The organism is Streptomyces sp. NPDC054786, from assembly GCF_053611685.1.
Genome location: NZ_JBSHAW010000045.1, coordinates 62354 through 77030, shown reverse-complemented (window position 1 = coordinate 77030; position 14677 = coordinate 62354). Strand labels below are relative to the sequence as shown.

The following is a 14677-nucleotide window of genomic DNA, read 5'->3' as shown; positions in this document are numbered from 1 at the left end:
ACGCCCGGTTACATTTCGAACCCGGAAGCTAAGCCTTTCAGCGCCGATGGTACTGCAGGGGGGACCCTGTGGGAGAGTAGGACGCCGCCGAACAAACTTTGAGAAAAGCCCCGTGGGAGCCACTGTTCCCGCGGGGCTTTTCTGCGTTTCGTGATCTTGGGACCCGCGGCACGGCCCGGCCGGCGGGCCAGGTAAGGTCAGGGGGCATCGTTGGCACATTTCCCCCACAGGAGGCCCCCGCGTGGAGGTCCAGGAGACGCGGGTCCAGACGGATCGCGTCCTCACCATCCCGAATATCCTGAGCATGACGCGCCTCCTCGGCGTGCCGGTGTTCCTGTGGCTGATCCTGTGGCCGGAATTCGGTGGCCCGAACGCTGATGCCTGGGCGCTCCTGATCCTCGCGCTGAGTGGCGTCAGTGACTATCTGGACGGCAAGCTCGCCCGGCGTTGGAACCAGGTCAGCAGTCTGGGGCGAATCCTCGACCCGGCTGCCGACCGCCTCTACATCCTGTCCACCCTCGTCGGTCTGACATGGCGCGAGATCCTGCCGCTCTGGCTCACCGCGGCCCTGCTGGCACGGGAGCTGATGCTGCTCATCGCGGTCGGATTCCTCGGACGCCACGGTTACGGGCCTCCCCAGGTGAACTTCCTGGGCAAAGCGGCTACGTTCAACTTGATGTATGCCTTCCCGTTGCTCCTCCTGAGCGACAGGAGGGGCTGGCTTCACGAACTCGCCACTGTTTTCGGATGGGCGTTCGCAGGATGGGGTACGGCGCTCTACTGGTGGGCAGGGATCCTCTACGTGGTCCAGGTCCGCCGAATCATCAGGGCGGACGCCACGGCCGACTGAGCTATCCGAACCGGCAGGTTGTGCCAGGGCCCCGGCGCCCGTACGTGAAAACAGGAACAGCGGGCGATTTGGACAAGTGAAGTCGGCAAGACCGTCGTCTCTTAGAGGAGGACGCTTCCGACATGAAGGCCGTCGTGATGGCCGGCGGCGAAGGAACACGCCTTCGCCCCATGACGTCCAGCATGCCCAAGCCCCTGCTTCCTGTCGCCAATAGGCCGATCATGGAGCATGTGCTCAGGCTGCTGAAACGGCATGGTCTCAATGAGACCGTCGTAACCGTGCAATTCCTTGCCTCGCTCGTCAAGAACTACTTCGGCGACGGTGAAGAGCTCGGGATGGAGCTCACCTACGCCAATGAGGAAAAGCCACTCGGCACCGCAGGCAGCGTGAAGAACGCCGAGGAAGCCCTCAAGGACGACGCCTTCCTCGTCATTTCTGGTGACGCCCTCACCGATTTCGATCTCACCGATCTGATCAGGTTCCACAAGGAAAAAGGTGCCCTGGTCACCGTTTGTCTCACCCGGGTTCCCAACCCGCTCGAGTTCGGCATCACCATCGTCGACGAGGCCGGCAAGGTCGAACGTTTCCTGGAAAAGCCGACCTGGGGCCAGGTCTTTTCGGACACCGTCAACACCGGTATCTACGTCATGGAGCCGGAGGTCTTCGACTACTTCGAGCCCGATGTTTCGGTCGACTGGTCCGGTGATGTCTTTCCGCAGCTCATGAAGGAAGGCAAGCCGATCTACGGCTATGTCGCCGAGGGCTATTGGGAGGATGTCGGCACACACGAAAGCTATGTGAAGGCACAGGCCGATGTGCTCGAAGGCAAGGTCGATGTCGAAATCGACGGCTTCGAGATCTCGCCGGGCGTATGGGTGGCGGAGGGGGCCGAGGTCCACCCCGACGCGGTGCTCCGCGGTCCGTTGTACATCGGTGACTACGCCAAGATCGAAGCGGATGTGGAGCTTCGCGAGCACACCGTTGTCGGCTCGAATGTCGTCGTCAAGAGCGGTGCGTTCCTGCACCGTGCCGTAGTGCACGACAACGTCTACATCGGGCAGCAGAGCAATCTGCGTGGCTGTGTGATCGGCAAGAACACGGACATCATGCGGGCCGCCCGGATCGAGGACGGCGCCGTCATCGGCGACGAATGCCTCATCGGTGAAGAATCGATCGTGCAGGGCAATGTGCGGGTCTACCCGTTCAAGACCATCGAGGCCGGCGCATTCGTCAATACGTCGGTGATCTGGGAGTCCCGCGGCCAGGCGCATCTGTTCGGCGCCCGAGGTGTGTCCGGGATCCTCAATGTCGAGATCACGCCGGAACTCGCCGTACGGCTGGCGGGCGCCTATGCCACCACGCTCAAGAAGGGCTCCACGGTCACCACCGCGCGAGACCACTCCCGAGGCGCCCGGGCACTCAAGCGTGCGGTGATCTCCGCACTTCAGGCCAGCGCCATCGACGTACGCGATCTGGAGAACGTCCCGCTGCCCGTCGCCCGTCAGCAGACCGCCCGCGGCAGCGCCGGCGGCATCATGGTCCGGACGACGCCGAGCGTGCCGGACTCCGTCGACATCATGTTCTTCGACGAGCGGGGCGCCGACCTGTCGCAGGCCGGGCAGCGCAAGCTCGACCGCGTCTTCGCCCGCCAGGAGTACCGTCGCGCCTTCCCCGGTGAGATCGGCGATCTGATCTTCCCGGCCAGCGTCTTCGACTCCTATACCGGGTCCCTGCTGCGGGCCGTGGACATCACGGGCATCAGCGAGTCCGGGCTGAAGGTCGTCGTGGACGCCTCGAACGGCAGCGCGGGCCTGGTCCTGCCCAGCCTGATGGGACGGCTCGGCGTCGACTCCCTGACGATCAACCCCGGGCTCGACGAGTCCCGGCCGACCGAGACGGCCGACGCGCGGCGCTCCGGACTCGTGAGGCTCGGCGAGATCGTGGCCTCGGCCCGGGCCGCCTTCGGCGTGCGCTTCGACCCCGTGGGCGAGCGGCTGTCCCTCGTGGATGAGCGCGGCCGGATCATCGAGGACGACCGCGCGCTCCTGGTCATGCTCGATCTGGTGGCGGCCGAGCGGCGCACCGGGCGGGTGGCGCTGCCGGTCACCACGACCCGGATCGCCGAGCAGGTGGCGGCTTATCACGGGACGCAGGTGGAGTGGACGACGACCTCGCCCGACGATCTGACCCGGGTGGGCCGCGAAGACGGCACCATCTTCGGCGGGGACGGCAGGGGCGGCTTCATCATCCCCGAGTTCAGCAGCGTCTTCGACGGTGCGGCCGCATTCGTCCGGCTGATCGGCCTGGTGGCTCGTACCCAGCTCACGCTCAGCCAGATCGACGCACGGATCCCGAGGGCGCATGTCCAGCGCCGTGATCTGGCCACCCCCTGGGCGGTCAAGGGACTCGTCATGCGGCATGTCGTCGAGGCGGCCGGTGACCGGGACGTGGACACCACCGACGGCGTACGGGTCGTGGAGCCCGACGGCCGCTGGGTCCTGGTGCTGCCCGACCCCGCCGAGGCGGTCACCCATCTGTGGGCGGAAGGGCCGGACGACGCCTCCGCTCAGCAGCTGCTGGACGAGTGGTCCGCAGTGGTGGACAGCGCAGGACGCTGACCCGGACCCCACCGGCGGGCCGCGGACGGGCACGCCGGTGGGGCCATTGGGAGACTGTGCGGACGACGTGCGACGATGTGCGGCATGTCGCAGCAGCGCCCCGATCGGAGCAACACGAAGACCTCGGCCGCGCGCCCCGATGCGTCCATGTCGCTGCTGACCAATGTGATGGATCACAGCCTCGACGACGGATACGCCGAGGCCGCCGCCCGGAATTCCGAAGCCGGGGTCCGCGGTCTGCCGCGTACCTTGCGGGCGAAGTTGGGCCTCGCGGCCGGTCTGGTGCTCGCCGCGCTCGTGGTGACGGTGGGGGCGGCGCAGGCGCGGATATCCGCACCGACGCTCGCCAAGGAGCGCGAAGAGCTGATCAACCGCATCCAGAAGGGCACCGGCGAGGCGGACCGGCAGCAGCATCGGGTCGACGCACTCCGGGACGACGTCAGCAGAATGCAGCGCGAGGCGCTGAAGCAGCACGGCGGCGACAAGGCCGAACTGCTGGCTCTGCTGTCCGGTTCGACCCAGGTCTCCGGGCCCGGGGTGAAGCTCGTCGTGGACGATGCCAAGGACGCGGAGTCCAGTGGCGGCGGGCCGCGCGAGAGCAGTGGATTTTCGGACACGGGGCGGGTACGCGACAGAGACATGCAGCGCGTCGTCAACGGCCTGTGGGCGTCCGGTGCGGAGGCCATCTCCGTCAATGGGCAGCGGCTTACGTCACTCTCGGCGATCAGAGCCGCAGGAGACGCCATACTGGTCGACAACAAGCCACTGGCGCCGCCTTATACGGTGCTGGCGGTGGGGGACGGGCAGAGGCTGAGCACCGCTTTCCAGGACAGCGCCGACGGTCAGTACCTTCATGTGCTGCAGGAGAACTACGGCGTGCGCACCAGGATTTCCGCGGAGAACAAGGTCACGCTGACACCCGCGCCCAGTTTGATCGTACGTACCGCAAAGCCGCAGGCCGGTGCCGCCAAGGCGGACGGCGCCGACACAGGGAAGGGCACATCGTGATCGCCGTATTGGGCCTCATCGTGGGAGTCGTGGTCGGGCTTGTCGTCCGACCCGTGGTGCCGACGGTGGTCGAGCCCTACTTGCCGATCGCTGTCGTCGCGGCGCTGGATGCCGTGTTCGGTGGTCTGCGCGCGATGCTGGACGGCATTTTCGACGACAAGGTCTTCGTGGTCTCCTTCCTGTCGAACGTCGTCGTGGCCGCGCTGATCGTCTTCCTCGGCGACAAGTTGGGCGTCGGCGCCCAACTCTCCACCGGCGTCGTCGTGGTGCTGGGTATCCGGATCTTCTCCAACGCCGCCGCGATCCGCCGGCACGTCTTCCGGGCGTGAGGCAGATGTCGATGGAAGAGACCCCGGAGCCGGGGAAGAAGCCGGAGCAGTCGGAGCAGCCGGATGGGCCGGAACAGCCGGAGCAGCCGGAACAGCCGGAGTGGGAGAAGGGGCCGGAGCGCCCCGAGCGGGAGAAGAAGGCAGAGCAGCCGGAGCCGGAGAAGTGGCATGAACCGGAGCCGGAGAAGAAGCCGGAGCCGGACCAGGACAGCAGTACGGCCGGCCGGTGGCCGATGCCGCCCGAGAGCCGGAGCACCTCTGAGCGGGCGGAGGCCGAGGAAGAGACCGAAGCCCCGGAACCGGACAGTGCTGGACAGAGCGCCGATAAAGGGGCAGACTCCTCGACTCCGGAGGCGGTTGCCGATAACGGGACTGCGGAGCGCCCGCAAAGTGGTCGGGAGCGGCTGGTGGCGAGCCTGTGGCCGCCGCGGCTGACCCGCGCTCAACTGATCGTTGCGTTGCTCCTGTTCATTCTCGGCCTCGGCCTGGCGATTCAGGTACGTTCCACAAGTGACAGCAGTGCGCTGCGGGGTGCGCGTCAGGAGGACTTGGTGCGCATTCTGGACGAGCTGGACAATCGCTCCCAGCGGTTGACCGACGAACAGCGGCGCCTGGAAGGGCAGAAGACCGAGCTGGCGAACAGCTCGGACCAGGCCGAGGAGGCCCGTAAGCAGACCGTGGAGAAGGAACAGCAGCTGGGTGTGCTGGCCGGGACCGTCGCGGCGCAAGGGCCCGGCATCAACCTGACCATCGACGACCCGAAGCACTCCGTCGAGGCGGACAAGCTGCTGGACACCATCCAGGAGCTGCGGGCGGCCGGCGCGGAGGCCATCCAGGTCAATGACGTCCGGGTCGTCGCGAACACCTCTCTCTCGGATCTCCGGGGTGGCGTGGAGATCGACGGCAAGCGCGTCACGCAGCCGTACCGCTTCAAGGTCATCGGTAAGCCGCAGGACCTGGAACCGGCGCTGAACATCCCCGGTGGAGTGGTCCAGACTCTGGAAAAGGAGCAGGCCAAGGTGTCCGTGACCCGTGAGGAGAAGATCATTGTGAGCGCCTTGCGACAGGCGAAGCGGCCTGACTACGCTCGGTCGTCATCGCAGTGAGGCGTACACCTATGTCGAGTGCCCGGGGAGGGCACGAGGTAGCGGGGGGTCGACGCACCGTGCATGTGGTGTGTGGTGGAAACTGTCTGAAGGCCACGGACGTTCACAGGATGTCCGGATGGGCCGGTGTGTGCATCGAGGGTTCGTCCTGCCCCACGGGCGGGTCTATGTCGTTCAAGGGGAATCGCCCGTGAAGTTGTTTGGAAAGCTGTTCGGCAAGAGCGCCCGCCAGGATGGCGGCAGCGGCTCCGCGCGGCACCGCGCGTCGGGCCGGTCCGACGAGAGCGGCGCTGCTGAGGACCGTCCGCTCTTCCGTGACGAGGTCAGCGGGCCGTCCGGGGGGCACGGCGCGGGTTCTGTTGACCCCTCCGGGGCCGCCCGCATAGGTTCCCAGGAACCATCAGCCGCACGCACGGGTGGAGGGTCGGCCTTGCCGATTTGTACGAGGTGTGGGAACAGGAACGCCGAGGCGAGCCGGTTCTGTTCCAACTGTGGTGCGCCGCTGCGTGCGGGCGCTCAGCCCGAGAGGGCGTCCGAGACGACCTCCACCATCTCCATTTCGGGGCTGGAGGCCTACGACTCGGAGGCGACGGGCCAGAATCTGTCGCCGTCGCTGTCCCCCGAGGCCCAGGCGGCTGTCGACGCCCTTCCGTTGGGTTCGGCGCTGCTGGTCGTCCGGCGGGGTCCGAATTCGGGCAGCCGCTTCCTTCTGGACAGTGAGCTGACGACGGCGGGCCGGCATCCGCAGGGCGATATCTTCCTCGACGATGTGACGGTTTCGCGCCGTCATGTGGAATTCCGCCGCGGCCCTGACGGTCTCTTCACGGTCGCCGATGTCGGCAGCCTGAACGGTACCTACGTCAATCGCGAGCGGATCGACTCCGTCACCCTTGCCAACGGCGACGAGGTCCAGATCGGCAAGTTCCGCCTGGTCTTCTACGCGAGCCAGCGAGGCGCCGGTATCTGACCGGCCGGGGAAGGCATATGCGCCATACACCGAAAGGCGGTGCCGGCTTTGCCGGCGCCGCCTCCTCGGACGGTAAGCCGGTGAGCATCGGCACGGTGCTCACCCTGCTGCGCGAGGAGTTTCCCGAGGTCACCATCTCCAAGATTCGCTTCCTGGAGGCCGAGGGACTGGTCGAGCCGAAGCGCACGCCTTCCGGATACCGCAAATTCACGTCGGCGGACGTCGAGCGGCTGGCCGCCGTCCTGCGGATGCAGCGGGACCACTATCTGCCGCTGAAGGTCATCCGGGAACACCTGGACGCCTTGGAGCGCGGTGAGCGGGTCCAGCTTCCGGCCCCGGCCACACCCTCACGGGATCTGGTCGAAGGCGTGCACGGCCCGGGCGAGGAGCGCCCGACGGCTGCCCGGATCGGTCGGGCCGAGCTGCTGGCCGCCGCGGAGGTGGACGAGGCGGCGCTCGCCGACTGGGAGTCCTACGGACTCATCGTCCCTCATGCGGAGGGCGGATACGACATCGAGGCCGTCACGGTGGCCAAGCTCGTTGCGGACCTGGGCCGTTTCGGTCTCGAACCGCGGCATCTGCGTGCCGTGAAGGCGGCCGCCGAGCGCGAGGCCGGCCTGGTCGAGCAGGTCGTTGCACCCCTTCGGCGGCACCGTAATCCGCAGACCAGGGCCCATGCCGAAGCCACTGCCAGGGAGCTGGCGACGCTGTCCGTACGGCTGCATGCGGCACTGGTGCAGACCGCTTTGCGGGTCCGGCTGTAGTGAGCAAACGAGTGCCCGACTACCCAAACCGGCCGGGCACGTCCTAGGGTTGCTGTGTGAACGAGCTCGACGTCGTGGGTGTCCGGGTGGAAATGCCTTCCAGCCAACCGATCGTGCTCCTGCGGGAGGTGGGAGGCGACCGATACTTGCCCATTTGGATCGGGCCAGGGGAGGCCACCGCCATTGCCTTCGCCCAGCAGGGCATGGTCCCTGCCAGGCCGCTGACGCACGACCTTTTCAAGGATGTGCTCGAAGCGGTGGGCCAGGAGCTGACGCAGGTCCGCATCACGGATCTGCGCGAGGGGGTTTTCTATGCCGAACTTGTCTTCGCGAGCGGGGTCGAGGTCAGTGCGCGTCCGTCCGACGCGATAGCGCTGGCTTTGCGCACCGGAACGCCGATCTTCGGTACCGACGGTGTGCTGGACGACGCGGGGATCGCCATCCCGGACGAGCAGGAGGACGAGGTGGAGAAGTTCCGCGAGTTCCTCGACCAGATCTCGCCCGAGGACTTCGGGACCAACAGTCAGTAATACCGGCCAGGCGAACCGCCTGTTTCCGGCCAAACAATGAGGCCTTCCCCGTGCGAGGTCACGAGAAACCACTCGTAGGGTGATTATCACTCGGCGTGGCGAGCGCGGCGATCGTTGACGCACCCCGAGTGACTGCATACCGTCGATGTGGCAGGTCCCGTCCGGGACGTGGAGGACGGAGGGCGGCGTGGCAATCACCGGCGACGGTATGGCGGCGGAAGGGGCGTTGCCGCTCCACTCGGGCGCGGCAGCAGACCCTGCCCCGGCATCGGCCGCGGCGGTGTCGGGGGACTGCGAGGCGCAGAACATCGGCTATCGCGGCCCGACCGCCTGTGCGGCAGCGGGCATCACCTATCGGCAGCTCGACTACTGGGCGCGCACGGGCCTGGTGGAGCCGAGCATCCGGCCGGCGTACGGCTCCGGCACCCAGCGGCTCTACAGCTTCCGGGACGTCGTGGTCCTGAAGATCGTCAAGCGGCTGCTGGACACCGGGGTGTCGCTGCAGAACATCCGCACCGCCGTCCAGCATCTGCGTTCGCGCGGGCTGGCGGATCTGACGCGGATGACGCTGATGAGCGACGGCGCGACGGTCTACGAGTGCACCTCGCCCGACCAGGTCGTGGATCTGCTCCAGGGCGGCCAGGGCGTCTTCGGGATCGCTGTGGGTGTGGTGTGGCGCGACGTGGAGAGCGTGCTGTCACAGCTCCACGGGGAGCGTGTGGACACCGGCGAGACCCTGGTCGGGAAGAACCCGCACGACGAGTTGGCGCGGCGGCGCAACCGGGCGGGCTGAGTCCCTGAGGGCATCACCGGCCCGGCATCGGGCCGATTGTCAGTGGCATGGGGCAGCATCGGACATGTGAGACCCGCGCCGACGATTCTGCATCTCGACATGGATGCGTTCTTCGCGGCCGCCGAGCAGGCGGCCAAGCCGAGCCTCCGCGGCAAGCCCGTGGTGGTCGGCGGGATCGGCGTGCGCGGGGTGGTCTCCACGGCGTCGTACGAAGCCCGGGTGTTCGGTATCCGCTCAGCGATGCCCACGGCCCAGGCGCGCCGGCTGTGCCCCAACGCCGCTTATCTCACCCCGCGCTTCACGTTGTACCGCCAGGTGAGTGAGACGGTGATGGAGCTGCTGCACGCGCTGTCGCCGCTGGTGGAGCCGCTGAGCCTGGATGAGGCGTTCGTCGACCTGGAAGCGGGCGGGGTGCCGCCCGAGACGGCCGCCACGCGGGTCGTGGGGGAGCAGCTGCGCCGAGACATCCACTCCGCCACGGGTCTGACCGGCTCGGTGGGGCTGGCCGGCGCCAAGATGCTGGCGAAGATCGCTTCGGAGGCGGCCAAGCCGGACGGTCTGGTGGTCATCGAGCCCGGTACCGAGCGGGAGATGCTGGGCCCGATGACGGTGCGGACGCTGCCCGGGGTGGGGCCCGCGACGGCCGAGACGCTGCGCCGGGCCGGGATCCACACCATCGCGGAGACCGCGGAGGCCGGCGAGGCCGAGCTGGTGCGGCTGCTGGGCAAGGCGCACGGAGCCGGGCTGTATGCCATGGCGCTGGGCCAGGACGACCGGCCGGTGGTGGCCGAGCGGGATGCGAAGTCCATCTCGGTCGAGGACACCTTCGAGGTCGATCTGACCGACCGGACGCGGGTGCGGAGCGAGGTGCTGCGGCTGGCCGACCGCTGCGTACAGCGGCTGCGGGCCGCCGGGCGCTCCGGGCGGACGGTGGTCATCAAGGTGCGCAACTACGACTTCTCGACGCTGACCCGCTCCGAGACGCTCCGTGGGCCCACCGACGATCCGGCGGTGATACGGGAGGCCGCTGCGCGGCTGCTGGAGACGGTGGACACCACCGGCGGGGTCCGGCTGCTGGGTGTGGGGGTCAGCGGACTGGCCGACTTCACACAGGAGGATCTGTTCGCCCAGCTGGCGACGGAGCGGGAGGCGGAGGAGACTGCGAGAGCAGCGGCGGAGCCGTCCGGTGGCGAGACGGCGCCGCACGAGCCCGAGGAGGAGCGGCCGCGGCGCTGGCATCCGGGACTGGACGTGGTGCACGACGCATACGGCGCCGGCTGGGTGCAGGGCAGTGGGGTGGGGAGAGTGACCGTACGCTTCGAAACGCCATGGTCCGCACCGGGAAGGGTGCGGACCTTTGCTGTCGAGGATCCGGCACTGCGGCCCGGGGAGCCCCTCCCGTTGGTGGGCGGGGGGCCGGCGGACGGTCAGTCGTCCGAGCCGGCGATCTTGCCGAAGTCCTGGTCACCGGAGCCGGGGGAGGACACCGGATCGGAGGTCGGGGAGGAGATATCCAGTCGGTAGTGGTGATAGAGCTGAAGTTCCTGCTCAGGGGAGAGATGACGGCCGACGCCGAAGTCCGGCGCGTCCTTGATCAACTTGCGGTCGTAGGGAATGTGCAGTCCCTCACCGACCATCTTGCTGGGTTCGAGGGGGACGAACGCGTCCCGGCTGAAGAGTCCGGTGCGCACGGCCGCCCACTCCGGTTCCCCCGTCGCGTCGTCGAGATAGACCTCGTCGATCGTGCCTATTTTGGCGCCGTTGCGGTCGAACGCTTTGCGGCCGATCAGGCTCCGGGGATCGATATCGGTTTGCACGGTCCCTCCAATTGGTCGCAACTGCCCTCTGACAACTACCAAACGGCACATTTCATGCCCTGGCCACTCGAAGGATCCTTCGAGTGCCGCGCTGGTAGGCTGGCCCATGGCCGCAAACCCCGTGCGGGAGAGTCCTTTGTCGTTCGCGACCAGGGCGCCGAAGGAGCAAATCCTCCCCGGAATCTCTCAGGCACACGTACCGCATGGGCGAGGTCACTCTGGAAAGCAGGGCGGGCCACGGAAGGTACAGTCCGGGACCCCTCCTCACCGACGGTGAAAGCCGGGCCGCCTCGGGCGGGCCGGTGAAGCTCTCAGGTTAGATGACAGAGGGGGAGGCCGTCCGGGCACCCGCGCCGTGGTGCCCCTCGTAGGTCGCACCGACCAGGAGGCCCCCGCAGATGACCACCAATCGCATCTCCTTGACCGAGCTGGAACGCGGCACCCCCTTCGAGCACCGGCACATCGGTCCCGACCACGAGGCGCAGGCGAAGATGCTCGCGCACGTCGGATTCGGATCGCTGGACGAGCTCACCGCCACCGCCGTCCCCGATGTGATCAAGAGTGCGGAAGCGCTCGGCCTGCCGCAGGCCCGTACCGAGGCCGAGGTGCTCCAGGAGCTGCACGGCCTCGCGGACCGTAACCAGGTGCTGGCGTCCATGATCGGACTCGGCTACTACGGCACGTTCACCCCCCCGGTGATCCTGCGCAACGTCATGGAGAACCCGGCCTGGTACACGGCGTACACCCCCTACCAGCCGGAGATCTCGCAGGGCCGCCTCGAGGCGCTGCTCAACTTCCAGACGATGGTCGCCGACCTGACCGGACTGCCCACTTCCGGTGCCTCCCTGCTGGACGAGGGCACCGCAGCCGCCGAGGCGATGGCGCTCTCCCGCCGGGTCGGCAAGGTCAAGCAGGGCGTCTTCCTGATCGATGCCGACTGTCTGCCGCAGACCATCGCCGTGATCCAGACCCGTGCGGAGCCGACCGGCGTCGAGGTCGTGGTCGCCGACCTGTCCGACGGCATTCCGGCCGAGATCGCCGAGCGCGGTGTGTTCGGTGTGCTGCTGCAGTACCCGGGCGCCTCCGGTGCGGTCAGCGACCCGCGCGCCGTCATCGAGCAGGCCCACGAGCTGGGCGCGATCGTCACCGTCGCCGCCGACCTGCTCGCCCTGACGCTGCTGACCTCGCCCGGTGAGCTCGGCGCGGACATCGCCGTCGGCACCACCCAGCGCTTCGGCGTCCCGATGGGCTTCGGCGGACCGCACGCCGGGTTCATGGCCGTACGCGACCAGTTCGCCCGCAGCCTGCCCGGGCGTCTGGTGGGCGTCTCGGTCGACGCCGACGGCAACAAGGCCTACCGCCTCGCGCTGCAGACCCGCGAGCAGCACATCCGCCGGGAGAAGGCCACCAGCAACATCTGCACCGCGCAGGTGCTGCTCGCCGTCATGGCCGGTATGTACGCGGTGTACCACGGTCCCGAGGGCCTGCGGACCATTGCCCGGCGCACCCACCGCTACGCCGCGGTCCTCGCCGAGGGCCTGCGGGCCGGCGGCGTGGAGATCGTGCACGGCGCGTACTTCGACACGCTGACCGCGCGGGTGCCCGGCCGAGCCGCCGAGGTCGTCGCCGCCGCCCGCGAGGCCGGTGTCAACCTCCGGCAGGTCGACGCCGATCTGGTCGGCATCGCCTGCGACGAGACCACCGGACGCGCGCAGCTGGCCGGCGTCTGGGGCGCCTTCGGTGTGCACGGCGACGTCGAGCAGCTGGACGCGGCCGCCGACGAAACGCTGCCGCAGGCTCTGCTGCGCGGCGACGACTACCTCGCCCACCCGGTCTTCCACCAGTACCGCTCCGAGACCGCGATGCTGCGCTACCTGCGCACCCTCGCGGACAAGGACTACGCGCTGGACCGCGGCATGATCCCGCTCGGCTCCTGCACGATGAAGCTGAACGCGACCACCGAGATGGAGCCGGTCACCTGGCCCGCGTTCGGCCAGCTGCACCCGTTCGCGCCGGCCGCCCAGGCCCAGGGCTACCTCACGCTGATCCAGGAGCTGGAGGAGCGACTGGCCACGGTCACCGGCTATGACAAGGTCTCCATCCAGCCCAACGCCGGATCGCAGGGCGAGCTGGCCGGTCTGCTGGCGGTGCGTGCCTACCACCGCGCCAACGGCGACGAGCAGCGCACCGTCTGTCTGATCCCGTCCTCCGCGCACGGCACCAACGCCGCCAGCGCGGTGATGGCCGGAATGAAGGTCGTCGTCGTCAAGACCGGTGAGGACGGCGAGGTCGACGCCGACGATCTGCACGCCAAGATCGAGAAGCACCGTGACGAGCTCGCGGTCCTGATGGTCACCTACCCCTCCACACACGGCGTGTTCGAGGAGCACATCACCCAGATCTGCGCGGCGGTGCACGACGCCGGCGGCCAGGTCTACGTCGACGGCGCGAACCTCAATGCGCTGGTCGGCATCGCCGAGCCCGGCAAGTTCGGCGGCGATGTCTCGCACCTCAACCTGCACAAGACGTTCTGCATCCCGCACGGCGGCGGTGGCCCGGGCGTCGGTCCGGTCGGCGTACGCGCCCACCTGGCGCCGTACCTGCCCAACCACCCGCTGCAGCCCGCTGCGGGCCCCGAGACGGGCGTGGGACCGATCTCCGCGGCGCCCTGGGGCTCGGCCGGCATCCTGCCGATCTCCTGGGCGTACGTCCGCCTGATGGGCGGCGAGGGCCTCAAGCGCGCCACCCAGGTAGCGGTGCTGAGCGCCAACTACATCGCCAAGCGCCTGGAGCCGCACTACCCGGTGCTCTACACGGGCCCCGGCGGCCTGGTCGCCCACGAGTGCATCATCGACGTCCGGCCGCTGACCAAGGCGACCGGTGTGAGCATCGACGACGTCGCCAAGCGGCTCATCGACTACGGCTTCCACGCGCCGACGATGTCCTTCCCCGTGGCCGGCACGCTGATGATCGAGCCGACCGAGAGCGAGGACCTCGGCGAGCTGGACCGGTTCTGCGACGCGATGATCGCCATCCGCGCGGAGATCGAGAAGGTCGGCTCGGGGGAGTGGGACAAGGACGACAACCCGCTGCGCAACGCCCCGCACACGGCGGCCGCGCTCGGTGGCGACTGGTCGCACCCGTACACCCGTGAGGAAGCCGTCTTCCCGGCCGGTGTCGAGGCCTCGGAGAAGTACTGGCCGCCGGTGCGCCGCATCGACGGTGCCTTCGGCGACCGTAACCTCGTCTGCTCCTGCCCGCCTCTGGACGAGTACGACAACTGAGGTACGGCAACGGCGTCACCGCAACATTCAAGGGCCCTCGGCAGATCTGCCGGGGGCCCTGTGGTTCGTGCCGCTCTCGCGGGTCAGGCGGCGGCGATGGCGCGAGCGCGGTGCGGGGCGATGACCTGCCCGTCCGGCAGCAGCTCACCGGTGTCCTCGAAGAGCAGGACGCCGTTGCAGAGCAGGCTCCAGCCCTGCTCCGGGTGGTGCGCCACAGGGTGTGCGGCCTCCCGGTCGGTGGAGTTCGCAGACGGGCAGGGCGGTTGGTGCTGGCACATGGAAGTTGTCTTTCGCTGCGGTGTGGTGAACGTCGTTGTGCGGCTCGATGAGGTGTTCATGGCCGCTCCCCCGTTTCCTTCGGTCGGTCCCAGTGTTGCCCCACGGGCAGGATTCCGCAGGGATTTCGCAGCAGCGGTACTCACTCGGTATGGACGCGTCACCCATGCGGGCGGTTGCTCCCAATTGCACTCCTCCCCAAGAGGATTGGGAGAGGTATCCGCGGGCTAGCCCGCGTGGGTGAGTACGACAGAGCGCCCCGCGGCCGGAAGGGCCGCGGGGCATGCTCGTGCGGGGGCGGAGGCCGGTGTCCGCGGGCAGCGGGGCCGGCGCGC

General features: G+C 68.3%; 13 protein-coding genes, 1 rRNA gene and 2 riboswitches. Of the genes, 12 read left to right on the top strand and 2 right to left on the bottom strand.

Annotated elements, in window-relative coordinates; all coding sequences use genetic code 11:
• From rrf to ACWGI6_RS31300, 11 genes are all read left to right on the top strand, one after another.
• Window positions 1-93, top strand: a 5S ribosomal RNA gene (gene rrf, locus ACWGI6_RS31350); the annotation flags it as partial.
• A gap of 148 nt (window positions 94-241) precedes the next feature.
• Complete coding sequence (locus tag ACWGI6_RS31345; RefSeq protein ID WP_453270629.1) at window positions 242-850, top strand: CDP-alcohol phosphatidyltransferase family protein; 609 nt, start codon at window positions 242-244, stop codon at window positions 848-850.
• A gap of 122 nt (window positions 851-972) precedes the next feature.
• On the top strand, window positions 973-3468 hold the full coding sequence (locus ACWGI6_RS31340) for a sugar phosphate nucleotidyltransferase (protein WP_453270628.1): 2496 nt from the start codon (window positions 973-975) through the stop codon (window positions 3466-3468).
• Window positions 3469-3543: 75 nt separating this feature from the next.
• Entirely contained in the window at window positions 3544-4476 is a 933-nt protein-coding gene (locus ACWGI6_RS31335; RefSeq protein WP_453270627.1) for a DUF881 domain-containing protein, read from the top strand.
• On the top strand, window positions 4473-4805 hold the full coding sequence (locus ACWGI6_RS31330) for a small basic family protein (protein ID WP_003984969.1): 333 nt from the start codon (window positions 4473-4475) through the stop codon (window positions 4803-4805). Before ACWGI6_RS31335 ends, ACWGI6_RS31330 begins: the two co-directional genes overlap by 4 nt.
• Before the next feature lie 5 nt (window positions 4806-4810).
• Complete coding sequence (locus ACWGI6_RS31325) at window positions 4811-5911, top strand: DUF881 domain-containing protein (protein ID WP_453270626.1); 1101 nt, start codon at window positions 4811-4813, stop codon at window positions 5909-5911.
• A 118-nt stretch (window positions 5912-6029) separates the two neighbouring features.
• Window positions 6030-6878: an FHA domain-containing protein gene (locus tag ACWGI6_RS31320; RefSeq protein WP_453270625.1), complete on the top strand. Its 849-nt coding sequence runs from the start codon at window positions 6030-6032 to the stop codon at window positions 6876-6878.
• Between the two features lie 17 nt (window positions 6879-6895).
• Window positions 6896-7642 carry a transcriptional regulator FtsR gene (gene ftsR, locus ACWGI6_RS31315; protein ID WP_453270624.1) on the top strand — a complete coding sequence of 249 codons (747 nt, stop codon included), beginning with the start codon at window positions 6896-6898 and terminating at the stop codon, window positions 7640-7642.
• 56 nt (window positions 7643-7698) lie between these two features.
• On the top strand, window positions 7699-8172 hold the full coding sequence (locus ACWGI6_RS31310) for a bifunctional nuclease family protein (protein ID WP_006606439.1): 474 nt from the start codon (window positions 7699-7701) through the stop codon (window positions 8170-8172).
• 187 nt (window positions 8173-8359) lie between these two features.
• The gene (locus ACWGI6_RS31305) at window positions 8360-8965 is read left to right on the top strand and encodes a MerR family transcriptional regulator (protein WP_393909860.1); all 606 of its coding nucleotides are present in this window, start codon (window positions 8360-8362) and stop codon (window positions 8963-8965) included.
• Between the two features lie 66 nt (window positions 8966-9031).
• Complete coding sequence (locus ACWGI6_RS31300; RefSeq protein WP_453270623.1) at window positions 9032-10489, top strand: DNA polymerase IV; 1458 nt, start codon at window positions 9032-9034, stop codon at window positions 10487-10489.
• Here the strand turns inward: ACWGI6_RS31300 and ACWGI6_RS31295 are convergent.
• Entirely contained in the window at window positions 10393-10782 is a 390-nt protein-coding gene (locus ACWGI6_RS31295) for a PRC-barrel domain-containing protein (RefSeq protein WP_174872739.1), read from the bottom strand. The genes ACWGI6_RS31300 and ACWGI6_RS31295 overlap by 97 nt on opposite strands.
• Before the next feature lie 114 nt (window positions 10783-10896).
• Window positions 10897-10994: riboswitch (glycine riboswitch) on the top strand.
• A riboswitch (glycine riboswitch) is annotated at window positions 10995-11119 on the top strand. It abuts the riboswitch before it with no gap.
• Between the two features lie 61 nt (window positions 11120-11180).
• Between ACWGI6_RS31295 and gcvP the strand changes: the two genes are divergently transcribed.
• Window positions 11181-14066 (top strand): aminomethyl-transferring glycine dehydrogenase, encoded by a 2886-nt coding sequence (gcvP, locus tag ACWGI6_RS31290; RefSeq protein WP_453270622.1) that lies wholly within the window; start codon window positions 11181-11183, stop codon window positions 14064-14066.
• Window positions 14067-14149: 83 nt separating this feature from the next.
• Here gcvP and ACWGI6_RS31285 read toward each other — a convergent pair whose 3' ends face one another.
• Window positions 14150-14344, bottom strand: a complete 195-nt coding sequence (locus ACWGI6_RS31285) for a DUF5999 family protein (protein WP_393909863.1) — start codon at window positions 14342-14344, stop codon at window positions 14150-14152.
• Window positions 14345-14677: the final 333 nt, after the last annotated feature.

Coding starts and splice junctions, on each gene's coding strand:
- ACWGI6_RS31320 (WP_453270625.1), top strand. CDS start 6,030: ATGGGCCGGTGTGTGCATCGAGGGTTCGTCCTGCCCCACGGGCGGGTC.
- ACWGI6_RS31340 (WP_453270628.1), top strand. CDS start 973: ATGAAGGCCGTCGTGATGGCCGGCGGCGAAGGAACACGCCTTCGCCCC.
- ACWGI6_RS31335 (WP_453270627.1), top strand. CDS start 3,544: ATGTGCGGCATGTCGCAGCAGCGCCCCGATCGGAGCAACACGAAGACC.
- ftsR (WP_453270624.1), top strand. CDS start 6,896: ATGCGCCATACACCGAAAGGCGGTGCCGGCTTTGCCGGCGCCGCCTCC.
- ACWGI6_RS31285 (WP_393909863.1), bottom strand. CDS start 14,344: ATGTGCCAGCACCAACCGCCCTGCCCGTCTGCGAACTCCACCGACCGG.
- ACWGI6_RS31325 (WP_453270626.1), top strand. CDS start 4,811: ATGTCGATGGAAGAGACCCCGGAGCCGGGGAAGAAGCCGGAGCAGTCG.
- gcvP (WP_453270622.1), top strand. CDS start 11,181: ATGACCACCAATCGCATCTCCTTGACCGAGCTGGAACGCGGCACCCCC.